This window comes from Qipengyuania aurantiaca (assembly GCF_019711375.1).
Taxonomy (GTDB): Bacteria; Pseudomonadota; Alphaproteobacteria; order Sphingomonadales; family Sphingomonadaceae; genus Qipengyuania; species Qipengyuania aurantiaca.
In genome coordinates this window covers 1282742-1308342 of sequence record NZ_CP081295.1, presented here as the reverse complement: position 1 = coordinate 1308342, position 25601 = coordinate 1282742, and the positions used below count along the sequence as shown (strand labels likewise).

General features: G+C 65.0%; 19 protein-coding genes and 1 pseudogene. 5 read left to right on the top strand and 15 right to left on the bottom strand.

The features are described 5' to 3' along the window. Positions 1-7: 7 nt before the first annotated feature. Genes K3148_RS06375 through K3148_RS06350 form a run of 6 tightly spaced genes read right to left on the bottom strand, consistent with a single transcriptional unit; the run spans position 8 to position 6234 of the window. Positions 8-1021 carry an aromatic ring-hydroxylating oxygenase subunit alpha gene (locus K3148_RS06375; protein WP_221426464.1) on the bottom strand — a complete coding sequence of 338 codons (1014 nt, stop codon included), beginning with the start codon at positions 1019-1021 and terminating at the stop codon, positions 8-10. After that, positions 1018-2175 (bottom strand): ATP-grasp domain-containing protein, encoded by a 1158-nt coding sequence (locus K3148_RS06370; RefSeq protein ID WP_221426463.1) that lies wholly within the window; start codon positions 2173-2175, stop codon positions 1018-1020. The genes K3148_RS06375 and K3148_RS06370 overlap by 4 nt, the downstream gene beginning before the upstream one ends. Then, on the bottom strand, positions 2168-3397 hold the full coding sequence (locus K3148_RS06365; RefSeq protein WP_221426462.1) for a hypothetical protein: 1230 nt from the start codon (positions 3395-3397) through the stop codon (positions 2168-2170). Before K3148_RS06365 ends, K3148_RS06370 begins: the two co-directional genes overlap by 8 nt. Beyond that, positions 3387-4235: an MBL fold metallo-hydrolase gene (locus K3148_RS06360; protein ID WP_221426461.1), complete on the bottom strand. Its 849-nt coding sequence runs from the start codon at positions 4233-4235 to the stop codon at positions 3387-3389. The genes K3148_RS06365 and K3148_RS06360 overlap by 11 nt, the downstream gene beginning before the upstream one ends. Continuing rightward, positions 4232-5242: an NAD-dependent epimerase/dehydratase family protein gene (locus K3148_RS06355; RefSeq protein WP_221426460.1), complete on the bottom strand. Its 1011-nt coding sequence runs from the start codon at positions 5240-5242 to the stop codon at positions 4232-4234. Before K3148_RS06355 ends, K3148_RS06360 begins: the two co-directional genes overlap by 4 nt. After that, on the bottom strand, positions 5239-6234 hold the full coding sequence (locus K3148_RS06350) for a 3-oxoacyl-[acyl-carrier-protein] synthase III C-terminal domain-containing protein (RefSeq protein ID WP_221426459.1): 996 nt from the start codon (positions 6232-6234) through the stop codon (positions 5239-5241). Before K3148_RS06350 ends, K3148_RS06355 begins: the two co-directional genes overlap by 4 nt. A 100-nt stretch (positions 6235-6334) precedes the next feature. Between K3148_RS06350 and K3148_RS06345 the strand changes: the two genes are divergently transcribed. After that, positions 6335-6949, top strand: a complete 615-nt coding sequence (locus tag K3148_RS06345) for a TetR/AcrR family transcriptional regulator (RefSeq protein ID WP_221426458.1) — start codon at positions 6335-6337, stop codon at positions 6947-6949. 112 nt (positions 6950-7061) lie between these two features. Beyond that, positions 7062-8135, top strand: a complete 1074-nt coding sequence (locus tag K3148_RS06340) for an AI-2E family transporter (protein ID WP_221426457.1) — start codon at positions 7062-7064, stop codon at positions 8133-8135. On the opposite strand, the gene K3148_RS06335 is transcribed toward K3148_RS06340, so the two are convergent. From K3148_RS06335 to mtnP, 4 genes are all read right to left on the bottom strand, one after another. Continuing rightward, positions 8132-8659 (bottom strand): hypothetical protein, encoded by a 528-nt coding sequence (locus K3148_RS06335; RefSeq protein WP_221426456.1) that lies wholly within the window; start codon positions 8657-8659, stop codon positions 8132-8134. The two genes, K3148_RS06340 and K3148_RS06335, sit on opposite strands and share 4 nt — an antisense overlap. A 49-nt stretch (positions 8660-8708) precedes the next feature. After that, positions 8709-11846, bottom strand: a complete 3138-nt coding sequence (gene putA, locus K3148_RS06330; RefSeq protein WP_221426455.1) for a bifunctional proline dehydrogenase/L-glutamate gamma-semialdehyde dehydrogenase PutA — start codon at positions 11844-11846, stop codon at positions 8709-8711. A gap of 95 nt (positions 11847-11941) precedes the next feature. Then, the gene (gene glpD, locus K3148_RS06325; protein ID WP_221426454.1) at positions 11942-13441 is read right to left on the bottom strand and encodes a glycerol-3-phosphate dehydrogenase; all 1500 of its coding nucleotides are present in this window, start codon (positions 13439-13441) and stop codon (positions 11942-11944) included. Continuing rightward, entirely contained in the window at positions 13438-14310 is an 873-nt protein-coding gene (gene mtnP, locus K3148_RS06320) for an S-methyl-5'-thioadenosine phosphorylase (RefSeq protein ID WP_221426453.1), read from the bottom strand. Before mtnP ends, glpD begins: the two co-directional genes overlap by 4 nt. A 234-nt stretch (positions 14311-14544) precedes the next feature. On the opposite strand from mtnP, the gene K3148_RS06315 reads away from it, so the two are divergent. Further along, the gene (locus tag K3148_RS06315; protein ID WP_221426452.1) at positions 14545-17319 is read left to right on the top strand and encodes a phosphoenolpyruvate carboxylase; all 2775 of its coding nucleotides are present in this window, start codon (positions 14545-14547) and stop codon (positions 17317-17319) included. A 14-nt stretch (positions 17320-17333) separates the two neighbouring features. Here the strand turns inward: K3148_RS06315 and K3148_RS06310 are convergent, their stop codons facing one another. Further along, positions 17334-19016 (bottom strand): FAD-binding oxidoreductase, encoded by a 1683-nt coding sequence (locus tag K3148_RS06310; RefSeq protein ID WP_221426451.1) that lies wholly within the window; start codon positions 19014-19016, stop codon positions 17334-17336. A gap of 53 nt (positions 19017-19069) precedes the next feature. Here K3148_RS06310 and K3148_RS06305 point away from each other — a divergent pair, with 53 nt between their 5' ends. After that, on the top strand, positions 19070-20431 hold the full coding sequence (locus tag K3148_RS06305; RefSeq protein WP_221426450.1) for a patatin-like phospholipase family protein: 1362 nt from the start codon (positions 19070-19072) through the stop codon (positions 20429-20431). 9 nt (positions 20432-20440) lie between these two features. On the opposite strand, the gene K3148_RS06300 is transcribed toward K3148_RS06305, so the two are convergent. The 4 genes from K3148_RS06300 to K3148_RS13885 all read right to left on the bottom strand — a co-directional run bounded on the left by K3148_RS06300 (position 20441) and on the right by K3148_RS13885 (position 25283). Next, a complete protein-coding gene (locus K3148_RS06300; RefSeq protein WP_221426449.1) occupies positions 20441-21811 on the bottom strand; it encodes an NfrA family protein in 1371 nt (456 codons plus the stop codon). Next, on the bottom strand, positions 21804-23909 hold the full coding sequence (locus tag K3148_RS06295; RefSeq protein ID WP_221426448.1) for a glycosyl transferase family protein: 2106 nt from the start codon (positions 23907-23909) through the stop codon (positions 21804-21806). Before K3148_RS06295 ends, K3148_RS06300 begins: the two co-directional genes overlap by 8 nt. A gap of 383 nt (positions 23910-24292) precedes the next feature. Next, positions 24293-24889, bottom strand: coding sequence for an ImmA/IrrE family metallo-endopeptidase (locus K3148_RS06290; RefSeq protein WP_221426637.1), 597 nt, complete (start codon positions 24887-24889; stop codon positions 24293-24295). A gap of 205 nt (positions 24890-25094) precedes the next feature. Further along, entirely contained in the window at positions 25095-25283 is a 189-nt protein-coding gene (locus tag K3148_RS13885; protein ID WP_247711699.1) for a hypothetical protein, read from the bottom strand. Between the two features lie 48 nt (positions 25284-25331). Between K3148_RS13885 and K3148_RS13965 the strand changes: the two are divergent. Next, positions 25332-25592: pseudogene (locus tag K3148_RS13965) on the top strand (DNA methylase N-4); the annotation flags it as partial. Positions 25593-25601 lie beyond the last annotated feature (9 nt).

Below are 25601 nucleotides of genomic sequence, written 5' to 3'. Positions count from 1 at the left end.
TCGCGAGTTAAAGCTCCGCGCGCACCGCCGGGTCCTTGCCTTCCTCCAACCGCTCGCCCTTCCACAGGCGATGCAGACGATCGCCGAGGATATCGCCCGGGCCGGTGGTGAAGCGCGGATTGCCGAAGTGCTCCATCACGCCGTGCTGCTGTGCGAGCGCGCGGCGATCCTGCGCGACCACGGGGGCGAGGAACAGCCGGATCGCCGCCTGCTTGAGCCATGAGGGCGCGAGCCCCTTGGGCGTCGAGAAACGCGCAAACGGAGTGAAGCTGCCGTCGGTCGCGGGCGTAAAAATCGCGGTGACACACAGGGTCAGCTTTTCCTTCCCCTCCCAACGCGCTTGTACCGTCGTCGGCGGATAATAGCGCGAGACGCTACGTTCGCGGTCGCGTTCTAGGATGCGCGACATCAGGCCAAGATCGGGCTGGCGCTGCTCGATGGCCATGTCGATCCCGTCGCCATGGCTGGTAACGAGCAGGTCGACGGGCAGGCGCCGGTCGCGCCGCCGGATGAAGCCGTGGTGCAGATGGTTAGTGTGGAACGGGTCCATCACGTTCTCGATCGCATCGAAAGCGCGCCCCTTCCACGTACCCTGCTGCCACCAGAAATGGTCGAGCTTCTCGTTGCCGAAATCGGGCGGCAGGGGCAGTTGGGGCGGAGCGTCATGGGAAAGTGTGACGAAAATCGCGCCGTGGCGCTCCAGCACCCGCAGGCTCTGCGCTTCCAGCCGCCGGTCGCCGCGCGTTTCGGCGCTGCATCCCGGCACCTTGGTGCAGGCCCCGTCGGCGGCGAAACGCCAGCCGTGATAGGGGCATTCGAGCGCGCCCTCATGCACGCGGCCGAGCGAAAGCGGATAATTGCGATGCGGGCAGCGGTCGACCAGCGCGCCGAGCCCCTCCTCGCTGCGGAACAGCGCGATGGGCGTGTTGCACAGCGTGACATTGCGCACGCCGCCGCGCTTCAAGTCGCGCGACAGGGCCACCATGTGCCAGGCGTCGGCAACGACTTTGGGAAAGCTCATACGTCCAGCTCCTCGCCGTTCCACTCGATGTCGTATGTGGTTGCGGCATTGGTTGAAATTGCGTGGGCACGGCCCTTCGCGAAGAAGCGCGCGGCGTCCACGAGCGAGCCGGCGAGCGGGGCCCGGTCGCCGGGGCGGGAAATGGCATCGCGACCCTCGGCAAGGCAGGCGCGCCATGCGGCAAGTTCGCCTTTCGCAATCGCGCGCGGCAGGCCGAAAAGGATCATCGCGGGGCCGAGGTAGCGCGTCGAATTGGCCGTGGTTGGCGCGTCTGTCCCTTCGGCGATGGCGCGGGCGAGATGTCCGCCTCCCGCCACCAGATGGACACCACTGGTCGCGCGCGGATTGCACTCGATGAGATAGGGCGCGCCTTCCGCATCGAACAGGACATCACAGGCGAAGAGGCCGTGGATCGCGGCGTTCCGTGCCAGCGTGCCAGCGAGGTCGCGCAGGAGCGTCGCCTTGTCCTCCTCCACCGGTTCGAAGGCATAGCGCGCGCCGCCGCCGAGCCGCCAGTCGGAACGGTAGGCGGCAAAAGCGACCAGCCGCCCGTGTTGCGCCACTCCTTGGAAGCAGACTTCCTCACCGATGATCCGCCTCTGCGCCATCCACCCGCCTTCCAGCCGCAAAGCCAGTTTCTCGAGCCGCGCCGCGTCGGGGCCGACCAGCGTCTGGTCACCGAAGCGCCCGAAACGCGGCTTGAACACCCATTGGTGCGATCGCGGCATGAAGCGTGTGAGGTCCTCCGCGGTTTCGACCGGATGGCCTTCGGGCACTGGCAAGCCCCAACCTCCAGCCGCGCGCGCGAAGGAGAGCTTGTCGTGGAGTTGGCGCAGCCGCGCGAGGTCGGGAGCGAAGAGGCGGTCGCCAAGGTCCTGCTTGAGAGCCGCAAGGTGGAACACCTCCTCGCACGCCGGGACGACAAGTTCGATCCGGTGCCGGTCGACCTGTTCGCGGATGGCGTTGCGAAACCCGGCCTGCGCTTGTCGCGGCGGCGGGAAGCGGTCATGGGTCGCAGGTATGGACGACCAGCGGGCCATGCGCGCGATGACACTGTCGGCCATACAGACCTCCCATCCTGCCGCGACGAAATCGCGCGCGATATCGAGCGCCGCGGCCGCCCGCGCGCCGGTGACAAGCACCCGCCTACCCATCGCGCCACACGACCTTTCGGCGCTTAGGGCCGCGCCACGGGCCGAGGTCCTCCTCAAGGGTAACCGGCTTGCCCGCACGCGTTTCGAGCGCTTTCGCGGCCTCGCGAGCGGAGGCTTGAGGGCACTCGGCGGAAACCCGGAGGACTACGCCCCGCGCGTCGGCTTGCGCTTGCCAAGCGTGTTGCGCTCCCAGTCGGTCCTCGACCGCAGCCACGACCTGCGGCGGGGTCAAGGTGCGCTCGGCAAAGCGCCAGATGTCACCCACACGGCCTTGCGGAGGGTGGATGATCCGCCCGCCGTAATTGCAGGGGCAGGTCTCGCCAGTCAGCTCGATGTAGTCGTCCCCGCGCAGGCGCACGATCGGCTGGCTGGTGCGGCGCAGGTCGGTGATGATCGGGCGGAAGCCGGTAGTGCCTGGCACGGGTTCGAACTCGAATTCGATGGCGTGCTCGTTCAAATGGAGGCTGCCCTCAGGGCATTCGGCGCCGAGGAAACCTTCGGTCGCCTGGTAGATGGCGCGGGGCCGGATGTCGAAGGCCTTTGCAAGGTAATCGGTTTCCGCCGCGCTCACCGGCTCGCTGCCGCAGAACAGGTGGCGCAGAGACGGGAGTTCGAGACCCGCCCTCGCGAAAGCCAGCAGGCGATGCGGCGGGGCAATTAGGATCGTCGGATCGAAGCGCGCGAATGCCGCCCTCGTCTCGTCGAGTGAGGCCTCGAGGGGAAAATGCGCGAAAGCGAAACGTCCGCGCTGCACGTCGCTGTAGAGCGCGTTGGAGGCCCGCAAATGGAGCGCGAACCGCTGGCGCGAGAGCAGCGCGCGGGCCGGCAACAGGCGCGCGAGGCTTTGGCCGATATAGTCCGCGCGCTCCTCTCCATTGGCGAGGAAAAGGCCGCGCGCGCCGCCGCCGCTGCCGGTCGACCACCCGGCGGAGAGATCGCCTGTCTCGCTCCCGGCTTCGGCTTTGTCGGCTAGGCGGCGCAACTCCGCGTCGCTCAGGCCGAGACTGTTCCATGCGCCGTAATCCGCGCGCAGGGTGGCAGGGTCGGTCGCCGGGAAGGCAGAGAGCGGCTGGCCAGCATAGGGGGCTAGCGCCGGGGTCCGCGCGAGATGCGGCTGTAGGCGCTGCCACAGGCGCGCGCGTCGCCGGGCGAGCTGTTTTGGCGAGAACCGCATGGCGCGCCGCGTGCGCAGCCAAGAGACGAGGATCCGCTCAGCCCGCATCGGTCGTGCGAAAGGCCCGGGCGCTGGTGCGGCAATGCGAAGGCAATATCGCAAGCTCGGCGTTGCCGCTCGCTGCTCGATTGAGAAGGTCGAGCGTCGCGCGGTACCTTTTGGTATCGCCGAGGAGAGCCGTGGTGAGGCGCGGCGGGGGACGGTGCTCGGTGAGCGAGCGGCTCGACCACACGGCATCCGCCGCGAGGAGGACGGGGCGGCCTTCCTCGGTCGTGAAGGCAAGGCCCCAGTGTCCGGCGCAATGGCCCGGCAATTCCACCGCCAGCAGGCTGCCATCGCCGAGGATGTCCCGCCCCTCGGCAAAGGGCGCAAACGCCGTCGGCAGGCGCGCGGTTGGCGCGTCTTCGAAAAAGCGCGCCTGCTCGTCGACCGCTTGCGGCACGAGAGCCTCCAGCAAGCCGCGCCGCACGCGTCCAATCCGCCCCGTGCCTCGCAGCTGCTCCAGCCCGGCGCGCGCGCAATAGACGGGCATGTCGGCTAGGTGCCGCATCCCCGCCACGTGGTCGCCGTGGAAATGCGACACGATCGTCCCGGCGATCGCGGCCTCATCGATAGCGTTGGCGCCCAGCCATGCCCGCCACGCCGCGTCCGCGCCGATATCGACCGGGGTCGTCCAGCGGTAGAAACGTTCGGGAAAGGGGCGGGTCGCTTCGAGGAAAGCCGGATCGTAACCCGTGTCGAACAGGAAGAGGCCGCGGGTGGGGTGCTCGATCACGCCGACCATGGAGGGAAAATCCACCGCGCACAGGCTGCCACCCGCAAGCGTCATGCGTTCGGGGTGACGGCAGGAGCCGCGTTCAAGCCAGCGGAAACCGACGCGGGTCACGCGCCCACCTCTGCGGCGCTCATGCTGCGGGCTTCTTTGAGCAGAGTCCCCAGCGCGTCATGCTGCGGCTCGTAGCCCAGCAGGCGGCGCGCCGGTTCGAGATCGAAGCTCTGCGAATAGGCGAGCGTCGCCAGCGTGTAGCGCGTGAGCACCGGCTCCTCCCGTGATGCGACCAGATGCGCCAACGCTTCCAGCACAGAGGCCAGCGGACGCGCAAGGCCCAGCGGCAGCGAAACGAGGCGCGGGTGCGTACCCAGCGCGCCTGCCAGCGCCACCGCGATATCGCGCACTGCGCGCGGCTGGCCGCCCGAGATGTTTATCGCCCGGCCTGCCAGCGAGGGGGCGCGCTCTTCCGCTTCGCAAATCGCCCGAGCCGCATCGCGCAGGTCGGTGAGTTCGATAAACGCCTGCCCACCACGCGGGAGTGGCATGCGGGGACGCCGCGCCAGTTCGGCCAGTCGCGGCAGGATTACGCGGTCGCCCGGCCCTACCAGAGCGCGCGGTCGGATGGCGCAGCAGGCGAGGTTGTCGTCGCGAGGGGCGAGGACGAGGCGTTCGGCGGCCAGCTTGGTTCGGGCGTAGGCGTTGAGCGGTCGTGCTGCTGGAGTATCATCCTCGCCGATACCCACCCAATCCTCGAAGCCTGCGAATATCGAGGGCGAGGACACGAAGACGAAGCGGCTCACCCCCACGCTGCCAGCAGCGGCGAGAAGCCTGCGGGTAAGCTCGAGATTCGTTTCCACGAAATCCTGCTCCGGCCCCCAGCTGGCCGAGAGCGCAGCGGCGTGGATTACGCTGTCGCAGCCGGAAAGAAGGCCGGGCAGATCCGCCTCGGGCTTCACAAGATCCGCCGCGACAAAGCGCGCGCCCAGAGCCTTGATCCGCGCGCCAGCCTCTTCCCGGCGACCGGTGGCGACGATATCGTGCCCGCGCGCCAGCGCCTCGGCAACGAGCGCAATCCCGAGGCCGCCGGTCGCACCGGTGATGAGGACCCGGCGCTGGCTCACAGGCGGAGCACCATGGCGCTGGCGCTGATGCCGGCGGCGGTGCCGAGGAGGAGGATCGCGTCACCCGGCCTTGCGCGTCCCGTATCCAGCGCATGGGCGAGCACGGTCGGGATCGAGGCCGCAATCTGGTTGCCGGTGGTCGGGAAAATGTCGACGACGCGCTCGCTGTCAGGCTCGAACAGGCGCTTCACATGCTCGACCCCCGGCGCGCTGGCCTGATGGCATACCACGCAGGCAAGCTCGTCGCGCGTCACGCCCGCATCCTCCAGCGCGCGCTCGATCACACCGGGCAGGGCCTTGGCGGCGGCCTTGAAGATACCGAAGGCGTCCATCTCGAAATAGGAGCCGGCGAGCAGCGCGTCATAGCCCTCGGTCACGCGCAGCCGCGTCCCGCCCGAGCGCAATTGCGCCAGGTCGTGGTGCGCGCCGTGCGTAACGCTGGCGCAGGAGAGGAGGCCCATGCCCGTGCCGGGTGCCGCTTCGATCGCCACCGCCGCGGCGCCGTCACCGAAGATGGAGCGCGTCTTGGGGTTGTCGGGATCGAGGCCGGCCGAGGCGATATCGCTCGCGAAAACCAGCGCGCGCTTCCAACGGCCGGTTGCCATGCCCATCGCGGCGACGTCGAGCGCGGACATGAAGGAGAGGCAGGTCTGGTTCACGTCGAAACAGGGGATGCCCGACCGCCCGAGGCCGAGCTTGTCCTGCACCAGCGTCGCGGTGGAGGGGATCGGCTGTTCCATTACCCCGCAGCCGCCGATGATGACATCGGGCAAGGCACCGCCCCAGCCCGCGCGGTCCAGCGCCGTACGCGCCGCAGCGGCGGCCATGACGGAGGTCGTTTCTTCCGGGGAGGCAACCGCGCGGGAGGCAATCCCGAACTGGCCCTCCGTCCAGCCATCCTCATGGCCAAAGCGCCGGTCCATGTCGCGCGATTCCAGTGTGGTGTGCGGCCGATAGCTGCCCCAACCGGAAATCGTGAACTCACTGAGCACAAGGGTTCTCCTCTCGATTCGCCATGCACTCTCTCACATAATTTAACACCGTTCAATTAAAAAATAGACAGCGTTCAATTTTTCGCCTATTCCCCCTCTCATGGGCAGGCGTTCGGATCATAGTGCGGAGGAATTGCGCGAGCTGCTGGTGGCGTGCGGCCATGCGCTGATGGCGGAGCGGGGCTTTGCCAAGTTTTCCGCGCGCGAGGCAGCGCGCCGGGCGGGCTATTCGGTCGGCACGATCTACAACGTCTTCGGCGGTCTCGACGGCTATCTCATCGCGGTCAACAGCCGCACCTTTCGCGAATGGAGCGCCTGGCTGGAGCGCGCGCTGGCCGAGGCCCCGGATGACGCCCACAGCCGGATCGAAGCGCTGGTGCGCGCCTATTTCGGCTTTGCCGAGGCCAACCGCAACGCGTGGATGGCCATCTACGACCACCGCATCGACCGTTCGATCGAAGTCCCGGCCGAAGACGAAGCCGCGCGCGAGGCACTGACGGGGATTGTAGACCGCGAAGTGGCAGCAGCCTTGCGCGGCCATGACGGCGACGAGATGCGGCGCCTCGTGCGGTCGCTGATCGCCACCGTGCACGGCCATTGCGCGCTGTGGCTCACCGGCAGCTACGCCCTGATGCGCGAGGAGGACCCGGCCGGACAGGCACTTGCGCGTGTCACTGAGATCCTGCGCTGCCACGGCATTATGGGCGAGGCGTGAGCGGGAGCTGCGAAGGCGTTTATCCAGAGAAACCGGCACCGCCAGAGTTCGCATAGGCGCGCGTCTGCGCAATAGCTGATGGATAGTCATGCGAGCGGCGGAAGGGGACATCATGAGCGACACCACCAGAGCGACACGGTTGGAGAGCGGCGGCTTCCTGCTGTTCCTCGCCGCCATTTCGCTGGCGCTGCTCGCGGTGGTGCTGCCCTTTTTCCAGCCGCTGCTCTGGGCCGTGCTGGCCGCGATCCTGTTCCAGCCGCTTTATCGCTGGTTCCTTACCCGCCGGAAGGGGCGCGAGACGCAGGCCGCGCTGCTCACCCTGCTGGTGATCCTGCTTGCGGTTGTCCTGCCCGCGCTGTGGATCGGCTCGGCTGTCATCGCCGAGGCAACCCGGCTGTTCCTCGCCTTCCGCGACGGACAGATCGATGTCGCCATGTATTTCGAGCAGGTGTTTTCCGCCCTGCCCGCCAATATCCAGGCCTCGCTCGACGGCGCGGGCCTCGGCGATCTGGGCGAGGTGCAGGCGCAGGCGACCCAATTCGTGCAGGCCAGTCTTGGCCTCATCGCGCAGCAGGCGCTTGCCATCGGGGGGAGCGTTTTCGGCTTCGTGCTGGGCTTTGCCATCGCGCTTTATGTCGGCTTCTTCCTCTTGCGCGACGGCCGCGCGATCAGCGAGCAACTGCTCTCCGCCCTGCCCTTCGAGCGCGGCATTGGCGACCGGCTGGCGGAGCGTTTCCTCGTCCTCGTGCGCGCGACGATCAAGGGCTCGGTCGTGGTCGGCCTCGTGCAGGGCGCGCTGGGAGCGATCACCTTCTGGATCGTCGGCATTCCCTCGGTCCTGCTGCTGGGCGTCATCATGGCCATTGCCTCGCTGCTGCCCGCGGTCGGACCCGCCATCGTCTGGGTGCCCGCTGCGATCTACCTCTTGGCGACCGGTGCCTTTTGGCAGGGTGTCGTGGTGATCGTCTCGGGTGTGGCGGTGATCGGGATGATCGACAATGTGTTGCGGCCGATCCTGGTGGGCCGCGACACCGGTATTCCCGACTGGCTGATCCTCGTCACGACGCTGGGCGGCATCGCCCTGTTCGGCCTGTCGGGCATCGTCATCGGCCCGCTGGTCGCTGGGCTTTTCCTCGCCAGCTGGAGCATCCTCGGCGAGCAGCGCGCTGACCCCGCCACAGCCTAGTCGATCGGCGAGGGCCCCAGTGCGGGGTTGAGCGTCATGATGTGGTTGAGCCAACTCTTGGGCTTGCGCAGCAGCTTCTTGGGATAGCTCACCTTAAGCCCCATGATGCGGCCGATCTCGCCGACAAAGTGAATGCAGTTGCGTGTCTTGAGGTCGTAATACCTGCCCGGGGCATTGCGCCACGCCTCGATCATATCGCGCACCTCGCGATACTGTTCATCCGTCATCGAGAGTTTGAAATGACGGTTGGTTCGGTTGAGCCACTTGTCGTCTTCGACGAGTATCATGTGCTCGACCGGGCCGCGCAGAACCGCAATGGTCGCCCTTTTGGCGGAGAAGCCGAAATTCTCCTTCACCGCCGTGCCGTCTTCCAGCGTGCCTTCCATCGACACGAAAGCGTGAGGATAACGTCCGCCCAGAACCGAACCGTCGAAGGAATGGAAGGTGATGTCGACCGTCGCAGCGGCGAGCGAGGACCAGCCGAGCGAGACGAGCAGAACCAGACTGCGGAGGATGCGAACCATGGGAGGGACTTAGAGCACTCGTCCCATGGATTCGCAATGACTTAGGCGCTTAGCTCGCCAGCAAGGTCGCGTTGCCGCCCGCAGCCGTCGTATCGATGCATACCACGCGTTCGGTCGCAAAGCGTGCGACATAGTGCGGTCCGCCGGCCTTGGGGCCGGTGCCCGACAGGCCTTCGCCGCCGAAGGGCTGGCTTTCCACCACCGCCCCGATCTGGTTGCGGTTGACGTAGAAATTGCCGACCCGGGCGCGCGCTTCGATGAAGGCGCGCATATCGTCGTTGCGCGAATGCAGGCCGAGCGTGAGCCCGTATCCGGTCGCGTTGATCTCCTCCATCACGCGCTCGATATCGGCGGCCTTGTACTTCACCACGTGGAGCACCGGCCCGAAATTCTCGCGCTTCAAATCGAGGATGGAATCGAGCTCGATGATCGTCGGCGCGACATAGCAGCCCTTGGACGACCCGCGGTGGAGCTTGCGGCGCCAGACCTGCGATCCGCCCGTCTTGCGGCGGGCGATATGGCGTTCGAGCGAGGTCTTCGCATCGGGGTCGATCACCGGGCCGACATCGGTTGCGAGGTTTTCCGGATTGCCGATTACCAGCGCATCGAACGCGCCGCGGATCATCGCCAGCATCTCGTCGTAGACATCCTCCTGTATGTGGAGGACGCGCAGCGCCGAGCAGCGCTGGCCTGCGCTCTGGAAGGCCGAGGCGACCACATCGCGCGTCACCTGTTCGGGCAGCGCGGTGGAATCGACGATCATCGCGTTCTGGCCACCGGTTTCGGCGATGAAGGTCGCGATCGGACCGTCGCGCCCGGCGAGGCTGCGGTTGATCGCCTGCGCGGTCTGGGTCGAGCCAGTGAAAGCCACACCCGCAATGCGTGGGTCCGAAGTGATCATCTCGCCCACGTCGCCCGCGCCCGGAAGCAGCTGGAAGGCTTCTTCGGGGATGCCTGCCTCGTGGCACAGCTCGACCGCGAGCGCGGCGATGAGCGGGGTTTGCTCGGCCGGCTTGGCGACGACCGTGTTACCCGAGGCGAGCGCAGCCGCGGGCGGGCCAATGAAGATGGCCAGCGGGAAGTTCCACGGCGAGATGCAGGCGAAGACACCGCGACCCGCCATGGACAGGCGGTTTTCCTCGCCCGTCGGTCCGGGAAGCGGGATGGGTTCGGCGAACAGGCGCCGCGCCTCGGTCGCGTAATAGCGCAGGAAGTCGACCGCTTCGCGCAGTTCGAGCACCGCGTCCTGAAGCGTCTTGCCGGCCTCGCGCTGGCACAGCGAAAGGAACTCGTCGGTGTGGTCTTCGAACAAATCCGCCGCCGCTTCCAGCAACAGGGCGCGTTTCTCCCCGCCTAGCGCGTTCCAGCCGGGCTGGATGGCCTCGGCTCGGGCAATCGCCTCCTCGACCTCGAAATCGAGCGCGTCGCGTCGCGTGCCGACCTGCGCGGTGAGATCGTGCGGCTTGTTGATCGGCGCCATTTCGCCTTCCGCCGACGACATGAAGGTGGGTTCGGCCACCCACTGCTTCGCATCGAGCTTTTCGAGCCGCGCCATCAGCGGTTCGCGCACCAGCGGGTCCGACAGGTCGATCCCGGCGGAGTTCTGCCGGTTCGGGAAGATGTCGGTCGGCAGCGGGATCGCCGGATTGCGATAGGGTTCGAGCGCGCGCATGTCGGCCACCGGACAGGTGACGAGGTCCGCCACCGGCACTTCGGCATCGGCCATGCGGTTGACGAAGCTGGAGTTGGCGCCGTTCTCGAGCAGGCGGCGCACGAGGTAAGCGAGCAGGTCCTTGTGCGTGCCCGTCGGTGCGTAGATGCGCACGTTGGTTTTGCGGTTGCCCTCGGCCTGCGCAAGCGCGCCGTAAACGTCCTCGCCCATGCCGTGGAGGCGCTGGAATTCGAACTCCTTGCCGTTCGCCAGCGCCTTCACCGCGCCGATCGTATAGGCGTTGTGCGTCGCGAAGGCGGCGTAGATCACGTCGTCACAGGCGAGCAATTTTTCCGCGCAGGCCAAATAGCTGACGTCGGTGCCCAGCTTGCGGGTGAAGACGGGAAAATCGGTGAAGCCGCCGACCTGGCTAAGCTTGATCTCGGTGTCCCAATAGGCGCCCTTGACCAGCCGGACGAAGAGCTTGCGGTCGTATTTGCGGGCGAGGCGCGCGATCCAGTCGCACATCGGCAACCCGCGCTTCTGGTAAGCCTGGATGGCGAGGCCGAAGCCCTCCCACCGGCTGCCGTCGGGGCGGATGAAGAGGCTGTCGTCGCGGGCCAGCGCCTCGATGATGTCCATCGACAGCTCCAGCCGGTCGGCCTCCTCGGCGTCGATGGTGAAGTGGATGTTCGCATCGCGCGCCTTGGTCATCAGGTGGCGGACGATGGGCAGGAGGTCGCCCACGGCCTTGTCGGCGTGGAGGAAGGTGTATTTCGGGCTGAGCGCGGAAAGCTTCACCGAAATGCCCGGGCTGGTCGAAACCTTGCCCGAAGCTTCGCGCACGAGGCGGTCGATCGCGCGCTCGTAGGCGGTGGCGTAGCGTTCGGCGTCGGCATAGGTCATCGCCGCTTCGCCAAGCATGTCGAAGCTGTGCGTCAGCCCCTTGGCGCGTTCGGGCGCGGCGCGCTTGAGGCTTTCGTTGATGGTGCGGCCATAGACGAACTGGCCGCCGAGGATGCGCATGGCGGTAAGCGTGGCCTTGCGGATCACCGGCTCGCCCAGCCGGTTGACGGCGCGCTTCAGCGTCGTGCCCATGCCCTTTTGCGCCTCTTCGGGCTTTTCCAGCACCTCGCCGGTCAGCATCAGCGAGAAGGTCGCCGCGTTGACAAAGGTGGAGGAGCTTTCGCCGACGTGTTCGGACCAGTCGATATCGCCGATCTTGTCGCGGATCAGCGCATCGGCGCTCGCCGCATCGGGCACGCGCAGCAGCGCTTCGGCAAGGCACATGAGCGCCACGCCTTCTTCGGTCGCAAGGCCGTATTGCTGCAGGAAGGCGTCGATGCCGGAAGCCTTGCGGCGGCGCGCGCCTTCGATCAGTTTTGCAGCGAGAGAAGCGGCTTCCTCGTGCTTCGCCTCGGCGCCTGCCGCCTGCGCCATGCGCTGGGCGACGCACGCGTTCTCTTCCGCGCGGTAGGCCTCGCGCAGATCCTGGCGGGAGATGGGGGTAAGGCGGACGGGATCGTGCAGGGCCATGCGACTCCAAGGCTTGGGGTTCAATCAAGGCCACTTGGACCCGACCCCACCGGCTTTCAAGCTTTGTGAACCGGCGTGTGCCTGTCGGCCGGGCGTCAGCCGCGCTCTTCGAACCAGCGCGTCACGGCATCCTGCGCCTCTTGCGAGAGGTGCAGGGCAAGCTTGCTGCGCCGCCACAATACATCCTCCGCCGTCCGGGCGAACTCATGCGCGACGAGGTAATCGAGTTCGGCTTCGTAAAGATCGCCGCCGAAATGGGTGCCCAGATCGTCCAGCGAGGCGGCGTCTCCGATCAGCGTGTCGATCCGCGTGCCATAAGCGCGCGCGAGCCGCAGCAGCATTTCGGGCGGCATCCAGTCCAGCCGCTCGCTTGCCTCCCACAGGAAATCTGCAAAATCGGCATCCCGCATATCGCCGCCCGGAAGCGGGGCGCCGCGGGTCCAGGCTTCGCCCGGTATTTCCATGTGGCGCGAGAGCTTTGCGAGCGCGTGCTCGGCGAGCTTGCGATAGGTGGTGATCTTGCCGCCATAGACCGACAGGATCGGCGCGCCGCCCCCTCCTTGACCGCCCGCCTCGACCTCGAAAACATAGTCGCGGGTGACCGTGCTGTTGCTCGCCGCCTTGTCCTCGTAGAGCGGACGCACCCCGGCGTAGGTGTGGACGATGTCCTCCTCGCTTACTCCGCTCCGGAAATACTGGGTGACCGCCTCGCGCAGATAGCGGCGTTCCTCCGCGCTGATCTCGACGTGGTCCAGATCGCCATCGTAAAGTATGTCGGTCGTGCCGATCAGCGTGTAGTCGCGCTCGTAAGGGATGGCGAAAACGATGCGCTTGTCGGCCTGCTGGAAGATATAGGCATGGTCGCCCGGATAGGCGCGCGGGACGACGATATGACTGCCCTTTACCAGCCTGAGATGGGCGGGCGTGCCCTGCCCCAAGGCTGCCTTGGCGATGCGGTCGACGAAAGGCCCCGCGGCGTTGACCACCGCCTTTGCCCGCACCACGCGCTCGCCGTTGGTGTCTTGCAGCGTGGCGAGCCAGTGATCCTCGTGCCGCGCAAGACCCGTGCAGCGGGTGCGCGTCGCGATGGTCGCGCCGCGCGCCTCGGCATCCATGGCGCTGAGCACGACGAGGCGCGAATCCTCCACCCAGCAATCGGAATATTCGAAACCCGCCGTCAGCCGGTCTTGCAGGATGGCGCGGTGCGGGGCGATCTTGAGGCTGACCTTCTTCGAGCGCGGCAGACGCCCGCGCCCGCCCAGCCGGTCGTAGAGTGCGAGACCTGCGCGCAGCATCCACTTGGGGCGCATTTTCGGTTCGTGCGGCAGGACGAAACGCAGCGGCCAGATGATATGCGGCGCGGCCTCCAGCAGCACTTCGCGCTCGCGCAAGGACTCCGCCACCAGGCGGAATTCGAAATGCTCGAGATAGCGCAGGCCTCCATGCACCAGCTTGGTGCTGGCCGAGGAGGTGTGCGAGGCAAGGTCGTCCTTCTCCACCAGCAGCACGGACAGCCCCCGGCCCGCGGCATCGCGTGCGATGCCGGCGCCGTTGATGCCGCCGCCGATGACGAGGAGATCGACCTCTTCGCTCATCCTGCGCGGAACAGGCGTCCGGCCACCGCGTCGAGCTTGGTCATCAACTCGCGGTCATGCTTTTCGGGCGCGGTGATGACGCAATCGTCCAGCGCGCGGTCGATCGGCGAAGGCGTGCGCTTCTTGGGCAGGCCCTTGCAGAATTTCTCGACCGTCTCGACCGCAAGCTCGGCGTTCTTGCCCATCTGTTCGATGATCTCTGTGATGTCGACCGAAGCCTCGCCCTCGCGCCAGCTGTCCCAGTCGGTCACCATGGCGAGCATGGCGTAGGGCAGCTCCGCTTCGCGGGCGAGCTTGGCCTCGGGCATGCCGGTCATGCCGATCACCTCGGCGCCCCAGTGGCGATAGAGGCGGCTTTCGGCGCGGGTGGAGAATTGCGGGCCTTCCATGGCGAGATAGGTCGCGCCCATGGTGACTTCGCCGCCCGCCTTCTCGACCGCCTTGGCCGCGTGCTTGGAAAGCCGCTCGCATACTGGATCGGCCATGGAGACATGGGCGACGAAGCCGTTGTCGAAGAAGGTCGAGGGTCGACCCCTGGTGTTGTCGATGAACTGGTCGACCGCGACGAAACGGCCCGGCGGCAGTTCTTCCGACAATGATCCCACCGCGCTGATGGCGAGGATGTCGGTGCAGCCGGCGCGTTTCAGCGCATCGATATTGGCCCGCGCATCGACCCCGCTCGGGATATGCGCGTGGCCGCGGCCATGGCGCGGCAGGAAGCGCACGCGAACATGGCCGATCGTCCCGCACAGGATCTTGTCCGAAGGCTTGCCCCAGGGCGAGGTAACCTCGATCCACTGGCGATCCTCGAGCGCCTCCATCGCATAGAGGCCCGAGCCTCCGATGATACCGATGGTCCATTCGCTCATGATTTCTTGTTCCCTGTTGTACCGCGCCCCATGCCAAGAAGGGCGTCACCGCGCGGTTGGCGCTTTAGGTTAACGAACCTGAAGGGGTGGAGAAAGCGTAAGCGCATGTAAAGCCTGGATTTGGCGCGCGCCCCCGCAAACCTATTCATGCTGCGATGCAGCAGGTTTCCTTGACAGCAACGGCACAAATGCGCGCATTCCTGCGTATTGGAGACGAAAGGGGATTATCCGAGCATGTCGAGCCTGCAACCGCTGACCTTCGCCACACTGACGCACGAACTTCGCGAATTGCACAAGCGAACGCAGGAAACTCCGCTCTTCAATCCCGTCTTCCAGCTCGCCCACGATCTTTCGCGCAAACTGGAGGCGGGCGAGATTTCGCTGGAGGATTTCTCCGGGCTCATCGCGGAGCTTGAGACCCGCTCGCTGGAGGCGCGCGCCGACCGGTTGTGCGATCTGGTGACGCCGAAGAACACGTCTGCACGTATGACCGGCTTCTGCCGCGACAAGGGCGGGTTCGAGGCGTTTCGCGAACACTGGTCGCACCCGCAGCTCCACGTCGTCTTCACCGCGCACCCCACCTTCCTGCTCACGCCCGAGCAGACCGATGTCGTGGCCGAGGCTGCTGGCGGCGGGAAAGCCGTCTCTCCCGTCGCGGTCGAACGGCCCGAGATCACGCTGCAATACGAGCATTCACGCGCCATGGCCGCCATGGCCAACGCGCAGGACGCGCGCGACGCGATCAACACGAGCCTGCTGCAATGCGCGGCAGGCGAGTGGCCCGACCGCTGGCGCGAGCTTGAACCGCTGCCGTTCCGCTTCGCCAGCTGGGTCGGTTACGACATGGACGGGCGCACCGACATCAAGTGGTACACCTCCATCGCATTCCGCCTGTCGGAAAAGGCGCAGCGGCTGGGCCGCTATGCCGACCGGCTCGAAGCGATTGACGCAGGCCACGCCTTGCTCGACGCCATGCGCAAGGCGCAGGCGCGCACCGAGGCCAGCGCGCAGGAATTCGCCGGCGACCTGTCCGACCGCGCCGACCTGTCGGCCGCGGCCAACCGGCTGACCGAAGAGGGCGACGACAAGCTGCTGAGCCTCGCACCCGTGATCTCGCAATTGGAAGAAGAGGCGCTGGGCTGCGAGCAGGACAAGGCCGTGGCGCTCAAAGCGCTGGCCGCCGCCATGCGCGCCGACGGGCTGGGCATGGGCCTCATCCATTTCCGCGTAAACGCCAAGCAGCTGCACAACGCGATCCGCAGCCGCATCCCGGGCGGGGCCGATCTCGACCTCGGCAGCCAGGGCGCGCTCAACGCGCTGCGCGACCTCGTAAAGGGCGCCGAGCCGCTGACCGCCAATTTCGCCTCGCTTGCGGTCGAGAGCAGCACCGCCGTGCGCCAGTTCCTCGCCATGGCGCAGATCCTCAAGCACGTGGACGCCGATGCGCCGATCCGAATGCTGGTCGCCGAATGCGAGCAGCCCGCAACCGTGCTCGCCGCACTCTATTTCGCCAAGCTCTTCGGGATCGAGGACAAGGTCGATGTCTCGCCGCTGTTCGAGACCGAGACCGCGCTCGAACACGGGGGGCGCTTCCTCGACGCGCTGCTGAAGGAAGAGGCGTTCCAGAGCTACGCACAGAAGCGCGGCCGCATCGCGATCCAGACCGGATTTTCCGATGCCGGGCGGTTCGTCGGCCAGATACCCGCCAGCCTCGCGATCGAACGCCTGCAGGGGCGGCTTGCAAACGCCATGAGCGCCAATGGCCTCACCGATGTCGCCGCGCTGGTGTTCAACACGCATGGCGAAGGCATGGGCCGCGGCGCGCATCCGGGCGGTTTCAAGGACCGCCTCGAATGGCCGATGAGCCCCTGGGCCCGCCGCCGGTTCGCGCGCGCCGGTATCCGGCTCGAACCCGAGGCCAGCTTCCAGGGCGGCGACGGCTACCTCTTCTTCGCCACGCCCGATCTGGCGCGCGCCACGCTCTCGACCATCGCCGAACTGGCACCCGCCGAGACCGATCCCGATGCGCCGACCGATCCCTTTTACCGCCGGACGGACCTCAGCCTCGATTTCTACCGCGCGATCAAGGACGAGCAGCAGGACCACCTCGAAAGCCGTACCTACAGCCGCGCGGTGACCGCTTTCGGGCTCGGCCTCCTCAATTCCACCGGCAGCCGGGTTTCGCGCCGCCAGTCGGACCTATCGGCCGAGCGCGAGATGAGCCTGCGTCAGATCCGCGCCATCCCGCACAACGCCATCCTCCAGCAGCTGGGCTATCCGGTGAACATCATCGCGGGCGTCGGCAGCGCGGCGGAGGGCAATTACGAGGATATCGCCGAGCTGCTGCGCGAAAGCCCGCGTGGTCGGCAGATCATGCGGCTGGTGCGCGCCTCCAACGCGCTCGCCAGCATCAAGACGGTCGCCGCCTATGGCGAGCTGTTCAACTCCGCCTATTGGGCGAGCCGTCCCTATCGCGGCACCGAGGAGCATCTGGCGCGCGCCTGCGAGGACCTCGCCGAATATCTCATCACGGACGATCGCAACGGCGTCTTCCGCCGCCTGGCCTCGCGCCTGCGGGTCGATGCGCTGAAGCTCCACCGGCTTTTCGACCTCGTGCCCGACGAAGCGCCGCACCCGCAGCGCGAGGAGGCGCGCCGCACGATCGGCGTGCTCCAGTCGCTCCGCCTCGCGCTGTTGCAGCATATGTTCCTCAAGGCAGTCTCGGTCCCGGCCTTCAGCCGCGCCAACGACATCAGCCGCCGCGACGTGCTGGAGATGGTCTTCACCCTGCGCGTGGAAGAAGCGCTCGCCCAGATGCGCCGCGCCTTCCCGGCGAGCTATCCGGTGACGGACGATTTCGCGATGGCGGAAACCAGCCAGTACCCGCGCGAAGGCGGCGAAGGCTATGACGCGATCCGGCGCGATTACATCGACCCGATCGAGGAAGCGCACGGCCTCAACCTGCGCATCTCCACGGCCATCGCCAACATGTTCGGCGCGCACGGCTGACGGCGCGCGGGACGCTAGTCGCTCTGCAGGCCCCAATGTTCGAGCGCGGGCGAGACGAAGGCTTTCGCGCTCGCGCCAAGGATCGCCTTGCGCGCACCGCGATAGGCCTCGACTGCCGCATCGCCATATTGCCGGCGGATCGCAGCGGCGTTCATCTGCGCGTCCTTGCCCCAGTGCATCGCGAAAGGAACGCCCGCCTTCTCGAGCAGATGCTGCAAATGCACGGCGGCCGCCGGTGCGTCGCTGCCGAGCAGGAAGTTGGCAGGTAGCCCGTCAATATTGATGATGGCGTTGTCCTCAAAACGCAGGAATCCCATCCCCGCCTCGCTCTTCTTCGCAAAGCGCACGGTGTAGACGAAATCCTTGGAGAACTGGCGGATGCTGTTCTCGCCGCAGGCCATCGTCCGTGCGATCCGCATGACCTCGGCCAGCCGCTCGCGTGGTACGGCGAAGGCGGCGTTGTAAACGTCGACCCGGAACCCCATCAGCACATGCGGCTTCCACACGGCGGTCAACTGCGAAAGCGTGCGCGGCACATCGGCATCGTCGCACACCGCGTTTTCGCGAAAGTCCTCCAGGATACGCTCGGGCACATCGATGAGATCGCGAATGCGACCTTCGAAATCCTCCGCAGGCAGCGGGTTGTCGGTCACCAGCTCCGATTGCGGCACCTCGTGCAGGCCCTTCGCCCCGACCTTCGCGATGGCGTCGAGCGTGTGGTGCTCGACTTGGCGCCCAAGGTCGTGCCGCTTGCCCGCGCTGTCGATATCGAGCCAGATGGTCTCGCACACTTCCTGCGCCTCGCCGCCGAAGGGATCGAAGGTCAGCTCGTAATAATGCGGGGTGCGCCCGGATGCGACATCGCCCATTGCCCCGGCGAAATCGCCGGTCGCTATACGGTCGTACCAGTCCGATGGCAGGACGCGCACACGCTTGACGAGGCCGCAATAGAACTCGTCGACCGCCTCGATGAGATAGGCCGAGACGAAGCCCATTCCTCCAAGATGCACGCGCGCCGAGGCAAAATAGGCAGGGTCGCCCGCGCTGGCGAACTGGGCCACCCATTCCTCGCGCAGAACCGGCTTTTCCGGATCGGCGAGCCAGACCGCTTCCTCGCGCCCGGTCGAAAGGACCATCCCCCGAACATGCGTTTCCGCCCCGCTTTCTGCCATGGTCGAGCCATGCGATCCGGTGCCAACAAGCCCTGCGAGGGACTGCCCCTTGTGCGAACCCGCCGTGCGCAGCGAAAGGTCGCGGCCCGCCTCGTGGAGATGCTCCATCAACCGGTGGATCTTGGTCCCGCCGGTCACCAAGAGGTAACGGTGCCGACCCTCGACACCCGGCAGGAACGCCTCCTCCGGCAGCTCCCATATGCCTTCGTCCCGGTCCGTTTTCAGGTGGGTGGAAAGGTTGTGATAAAGATCGCTCTGCGACCAGCCCGAGCCTGTCACGCACAGCTCGCGATCCTTTGCCGCTTCGTCCGCGATGAGCGCACCCAGCACCGTGCGGCGGCGGCGCATAACCGCAACAACATCCGCTCCGCCCTCCTCCACGATCGCCGCCTCGCGCCGATAAAACTTCATCAGCGAGCGGTGCTCGTTGCGCCACATCCCGCCGAATTCGCGCTCGATCGTCGTCATGCCTTCCCCCCAATCGATGGCCACCCCTGCCGCACGCTCGACAATATCGCTGTCCATCGGCAATGTTATAGGCCAGAACCGTCACGGGCGATTTTTCGGGGGGAGGATCGATGCTCAAGGGAATCCTGATCGCGCTTGCGATCCTGCTCGCAGCCGGACTGCTGGTCTGGTGGCTGCGCAAGAAGCTCAACTGGGGGCCGCAGGCGATCCATTCGCCGCATTTCGCGGACCACATCCACAAGCCGCGCGCGAGCAAGTTCATCGCCGATATCCAGCGCGACGCACGGCTCGATCACCATGGGCCGCGCAAGGATCCGATGTCCTGGGAGCTGCGCAAGATGGTCGCCCGCAAGGCCGATCCCGGCACGCCGCCCCATCGCAAGGTGGAAGCGCACGAGGCCCCGCACACGCATCACGAGAAAATCCTCATGCTCTCGGGCGGCGGGCAATGGGGGGCTTACGGTGCGGGCCTGTTCAAGGCCATGCACGACGCCAGCCCCGACCAGCTCGCCATGCGCAATGTGAAGGTCATCACCGGCATTTCCACCGGCTCGCTTCAGACGCTGCTGCTGATGGTCGCGCTCGACGGCAACGCCCGGCCCGAACTGCGGCAATACGCTATCGAGCGGCTCGAATGGGGCTATTCGCCCAAGCACGAGAGCGAGGTGGTCGACAATCGCGGCATGATCCAGATGCTGCTGCGCGGCGCGCAAGCAGGGACCGGCCCTTTGCGCAAGCGCATCCGCGACGCGATCTACGAGAACGAGGACGCCACCATGCTGGAGGCGATCCGCGACAGTTCGATCGAGGGCTATATCGGCTTCGTCGAGGCGAATTGCGGCCTGTTCCATTACGCCGATGTGCGCGAACTGGTCCGCACCGCACCCGATAACGAAGCCGCCGTCGAAGCCCTGACCGCGGCCGCCATGGCCTCCTCAGCCATGCCCGTCTTCCACCAGCAGCTGCGCGTCACCGGCCTCGAGCATGGTGACCGCTCTCTCTACGACGGCGGGGTGCGCCGCTCGGTCTTCTTCGAACGCGCCGTCGAGGAGATGCACGAGGAGATCAAGAAGCGTGCCGGCCATCCGGATGACGCCGACCCGCCCGGTCACGAACAGGCCATGGTCACCCCCGATTTCTTCGTCGTGCGCAACGGGCCGACCGTACGGACTTCCGCCCCGCATCTGGACGCCAGCGACAACCCGCTGCACAACGGCAAGCGCGGCTACGACCTGCTCGTCAACGAAAGCGAGGTCGGCGCAATTGCGAACCTGCGGCTGCTCAACCCGCATGGCGACATCTGGGTGACCACGGCGGATGGCTGGGACAATTTCGATTGCCAGTGCGAGGAGGCGGATTGCAGCAAGGAAGACGAGATGTTCAAGCCCGCCTTCATGGCCTGCCTGCGCGACCTCGGCCGCCACAAGGCGCAGCGCGAGGGAGGCCCCTGGTGGGAAATGCGCAAGCTTTGAGGCGCGCGCCTAACGTCCGATAGTCACCGTTGCGAGCACCCCGGTCGCGCGGCGGTCGCCCGCGATGCGCTGGCGCGCCTGCACGTCGAAATCGATAAAGCCGCGGTAGGCGATCGTCTCGGTTTCGTCGAACCAGTGGCGCAGCGACAGGCCGATGCCGGCGCCCAGCGCCTCCTCCTCGAGACGCCCGGTGTCGAGACCCAGCCGCGCAACCGCATAGGGCGTCAGGACCGTGGCACGCTCGTCGAGCAGGAAGGAATAGCCGACCCGCCCCTCTGCGAGGCCGAAGACGACATCCGCCTCGGTCAGGTAAGACAGATCCCCGTAATAGCGCGCATAGGGCCAGTTGCGCTCACCGACCTCGGGTTCGAGCCCCTGCCCGCCCGAAATGGCGCTGCGCAAAGACCAGTCGTCGAGCCCGTCGGCATCGAGCCCGATCAGGCGGCTCGCCTCCAGGTTGAGATTCACCTGCGACAGCGGCTTGTAGCGCACGCCGACCCAGCCTTGGGTGGCGTTGCCGGTCACCGCGTCGTCGGACAGGAACTCCGAATGATAGACCCGCGCGAAGACGCTGAAGGGTCGCCCGTTGCGCCAGCCGCCGATCCGGCGCGAAACCTCGGCGCCGAATTGCGGCGCGCGCTCGTCGCCGAGCGGGGTGTTGGCGGGGCCGATGGGCCGGCCTGCGCTTGAAAAGCTGCCCTGCGCGATGAAGGACCAGTCGCGCGTCAGTTCGCGGTTCTCGCGCCGGAAGGCTTCGCGCTGTGCGGGAGAGAGCTTCTCTTGCTCCTCGGCATCGAGCTTGAGGCCGGTCTCGAAAAACCGCACCGCGCGCTTATCGAGCCCGCGGCGCTTGGCGCTATAGCCTGCGTCGAGCGCGCTTTGGCGGGTGAAGCCGGCGTAGAGCGCCTCGTTGTCGAGGATATCCTGCGCCGATGCATCATCGCGCGCGGCAATCGCCACCATCGCCCAGTCGAGCGATTGGCGGGTCTGGAGTGCCGGATCGTCCATCGCGGCGCGAACGACCTCGCGCGCCTCGCCGTAGCGCTCGGCATAAGCGAGTTGCAGCGCCTGCGCGCGGCGGAAATAGCTGCGCTGGGCCGGATCGGGTTCTTCCTCGGCCGCGCGCGAAAATGCCCCGGCGGCCGACTGGTGCTGGCCCATCTGCGCACGCGCTTCGGCAAGCAGCGCCCACCAAACCGGATTGTCGGGATCCTGCGCCAGCGCGGCTTCCGCACCCTGCGCAGCATCGAAATAGCGCCCCGCTTCGTAATCGCGAAAAGGCTGCTGGGCGGGATCGCCCGCCTCCTGCGCCTGCACGACGACAGGTAGCGCGAGCGCCAGCGCCAGCAAAATACGGCGGACGACCACGGAGTTATGCATTAACCGGCACCTTGATTAAATTTTGTCGGCGTTTTTCGATCATTGATCGTCGCAAGGCGAGCATCTCGTCCAGTGTGGATTGCGAAATGGCGTTTTTGGCCACGAGAAATTGCCCAATCGTCCCGTGGCGAGCGACGTCGTAATCCTGCAGAACCTTGCGGAGATCTCTTTTCTTCAAGTGCCGGTGTTCGATGAGTAGCTCGTGAATGCGCGGAACACTCGGTACCGGGACATCCCACGTGGGTTGCAACATCAACAACCCTAAAATTGCATCAATCTTACTGTCCGGAACGATATGTTGACGGAACGGCTTGCCCATCCGTGATCGCATCAACTCTTCTTCTGAATGGGCCATTGGCCTCGATACGGCGAGCATCACTTCGCCTTCAAGCGAAATTCCAAACGGCAATATGTGCAAGCGCTGCATAATTTCTTGGTCGAACAGATCCAGATGTTCTCGGACCATGTCGATATTCACATCCGCCCGCGGCATATGGTTCTGCGTTGCAATGGCTTCGCAAAGCGTGTCTTCGTTGATTGCGCCGTGGCATATCAAAAGATCGCCCAGTAAACCCCCGTTGAGTTGCTGATCAATCAAGGCCTTTTCGAGCGCAGGAGGCGATACCGCTTCCCACGAAAGAAGTATGTCGCCCAGTCGACGCTTCTCTTCGCCCAGCCATTCGTCCGAGGGGAAGCGATGCATGGTTTTATCCCACGCGATCGACTTTCCATTGATCTTGCTGAGGATAAATATGCGCGCCGCGCGTATCGATGCCGCAAAATTTATGAAACTCAGCACGAATGCGCGGGGGATCGACATGAAGGCATGCCCCCAACCGTAAATCCTTTCGACGAAGAATATCCGCTGAAGGAGGCGCGCGGCGAGGGCGAAGAGATTGAACCAAAGGAGAATCAGTTCAGCTGGATGCCCTGAAAAAAGCGCGACAGCCGGTCTGTCATTCACCCATGACCATATATTCAGCGCCAAGTAGATCGCCAACAAGGCGTAGGCCAGTATAGCCAGCGTGGGTGTGACCAACGCCTTGCGATCGCGAAAAAGAAAATAGTTCGCGATCGCCGATTTGCTCCAGCCAAGCTGCGCCCAACCCTGAAGCGCGATGCCGAGGATCCATCTGGCCTTCTGGCGATAGCTGGTATGGAACCTGTTCGGAAAGTGTTCGCGGACACAAAGGGGCATGGAGAACGTCACCATACGGTCGGGTCCCATACCGAAAATTGCTCCTCGGCGGGTGCGATATTCAACGGGATAGAGCTCGATCACGGCATTCATGCCTCGTTCCGCCAAACGGTTGCCGATGTCGTAATCTTCGGTCAAAGTATCGGTATTGAATGGATTGCCGGCTTCCAACAGGACATTGATCGCCTCACGCGAAAAACAGGTTCCTACCCCTGCAGACGGTACGGTTTTAGCGAGCCTTTGCCTGACAACCAGATCCTTCGCATGCCATTCGGCGAATTCGTCCATATAAGTGCCTGCGACGAGGTCCGTGTACCGCTGTTCCAGACTGACCACCGGCAATTGGATCATGTCCTTGAACGGCAGCAGATAGTTGAAGAGATGCAATTCCAGCGGGTGCAGGACATCCTCGCTGTCATGCAAAACCAAACCGGCAAAAGCGATGCCGCGCTCTTCCTCGAGGGCAACAATATCGGCGACAATGTAGTTCAGGCAGTCCGCCTTGCAGGTTGGCCCTTCGTGAGGAACACGCACATGACGAACCTGCTTGTAGCGAGCGGAAACCTTTTCGACTTCGGCGATCGTGTCAGGATCGTTGGCGTATGTGCCGATAAAGATAGTGTAATTGCTATAGGCGAGCGCGTTGACGGCACTCTCGACCATGCTCGCGATGACATCGAATTCTTTCCATGCCGGGAGCATGATAGCTATGGGCGCTTCGCTCTTTTCGACCAACGCTTCTGGCGACGCCGGTCCCGGACCGCCTCTGCCGAATAATCGACGCTTTGCCTGTATTGTCCAAAAAACCGCGTCGACGAACAGATCGTCTAGCGAGGAAAGCGCGATCAAGGTCGCGACAATGAGCGCCGTCCATTGAAGGGCGGGAATGTAGGTTTCCACGAAAGGGGCGTCCCGAAAAGCTTTTTGCTTACCGCCGTATTAGGCAATAAACCTCTCGCACGACAGCGAAAATCGCTGCGCTGAGTGAACGCTTCTGGCGATTGATCGGTTTTCGGGTCAGTCGGAGGAGACTGTTGGTGCGCGACGCAGTCTGAAGCGAACCGGTCTCTTGCCTGATTTCCCTGATTTGCAGGGAATCTTCAGGGAAATGGAAATTCTCGGCCGGAAATCAGCCTTCGCGAGAAGCCTCGAACGCGCAGATATTCGCCAATCTCCCCGCCAAATTACCTACTCGAAGAACAGGGAATTTGCGCGTCAATAGCAGGGAACAAGAGGGGCCGATCAGCGAACGGCAAAAGTCTGAGCTGCGAAAGCTGAGCAGGCTATTCTTCGTCGTCGAGCTCGGTCTGAAGCAAGGTGAGCGAATAGCCTTTCGCCTGGCCCAAAGCCTGCTCGGTGAGAGCCAAGCCACGATTCGCTTGGCGGTCGTCGAACCATTCATCGGCCTCGATCTTTTCGGCCTCTGTAAACTGTCCGGCCTCGATAGGATCGCTGGATAGTGTGCCGCTCGGCAAGGGATCGCCTTTCGATAAGGGCAAGAACGGAAAATCCTCGCTGCGATAGAACCGCTCGAGCTTTCCATGGCGTGCGACGACGATAGCCACAGGCTCGTGATGTGCGTCGACAAAGGCGCGTGCCATAGCCTCCTTGCTGACATTCATGTCGCTAGCCATCGCTACGATCGTTTCAATCGAGGTTCCCTTGTAGCCAATATACTCGCGGATGCGCTTTCGCGGCATAAGGAGATGCGCTGCGAACCGATTGGCCTCGCCTTCGATCCGGCGTCGGCGATCCTTGTCGCGCGGGCTCAGCAAGAAGAGGTCGCCAAGCGCACACTCCATCAGCAATCCCTCGCGTGGACGATGCGCTTCGATCAGGAAATGTCCTAACTCGTGTGCGAGGCTTAAACCGGCGGCGATGCCACGGACTGTGACGGCTCAGAAGCACATGGCCGGAGGACTTTACGCTGTCTGTCACGTCGAAGCGGCCAAGTCGCTTGGGCTGAAGACGGTCCCGACGCTCGCGCTGTCGCATTTGAGCGAGACCGAGCGCCGCGCCTATGTCCTTGCCGACAACAGACTTGCGCTCAACGCGGGGTGGGATAAGGAAATTCTCGCCATCGAACTACAGGCTCTCGTCGATCTTGAGTTCGACACCGAACTGACCGGGTTCAGCCTGGCCGAAGTCGATCTCGTTCTCGATGAAGCGAGCAAAGCCGATCCCGATGGATGTGAAGCGCCCGAGGACCTCGTGCCGACCATCGCCGATGAACCTGTTACGCGCAGAGGCGACCTGTGGGCTCTTGGCAACCACCGGCTCCTATGCGGCGATACCCAATCGGGTGACGACATCGCGCGGCTGATGGGCGGTGAGCAGGCCGATCTCGTGTTCACCGACCCGCCTTACAATGTCTCGATCAATGGCAATGTCTGCGACCTCGGTTCGGTCAAACACCGCGAGTTTGCGTTTGCCAGCGGCGAGATGAGCCGAACGCAGTTCGTTACCTTCCTCAAAGCGACGCTCGGCAATATGGCAGGTGTCATGCGCGATGGCGCGATCGCCTATGTGTGCATGGACTGGCGGCATATTGGGGAGCTGCTCGAAGCAGGCGAGGCAAGCTTTACCGAATTG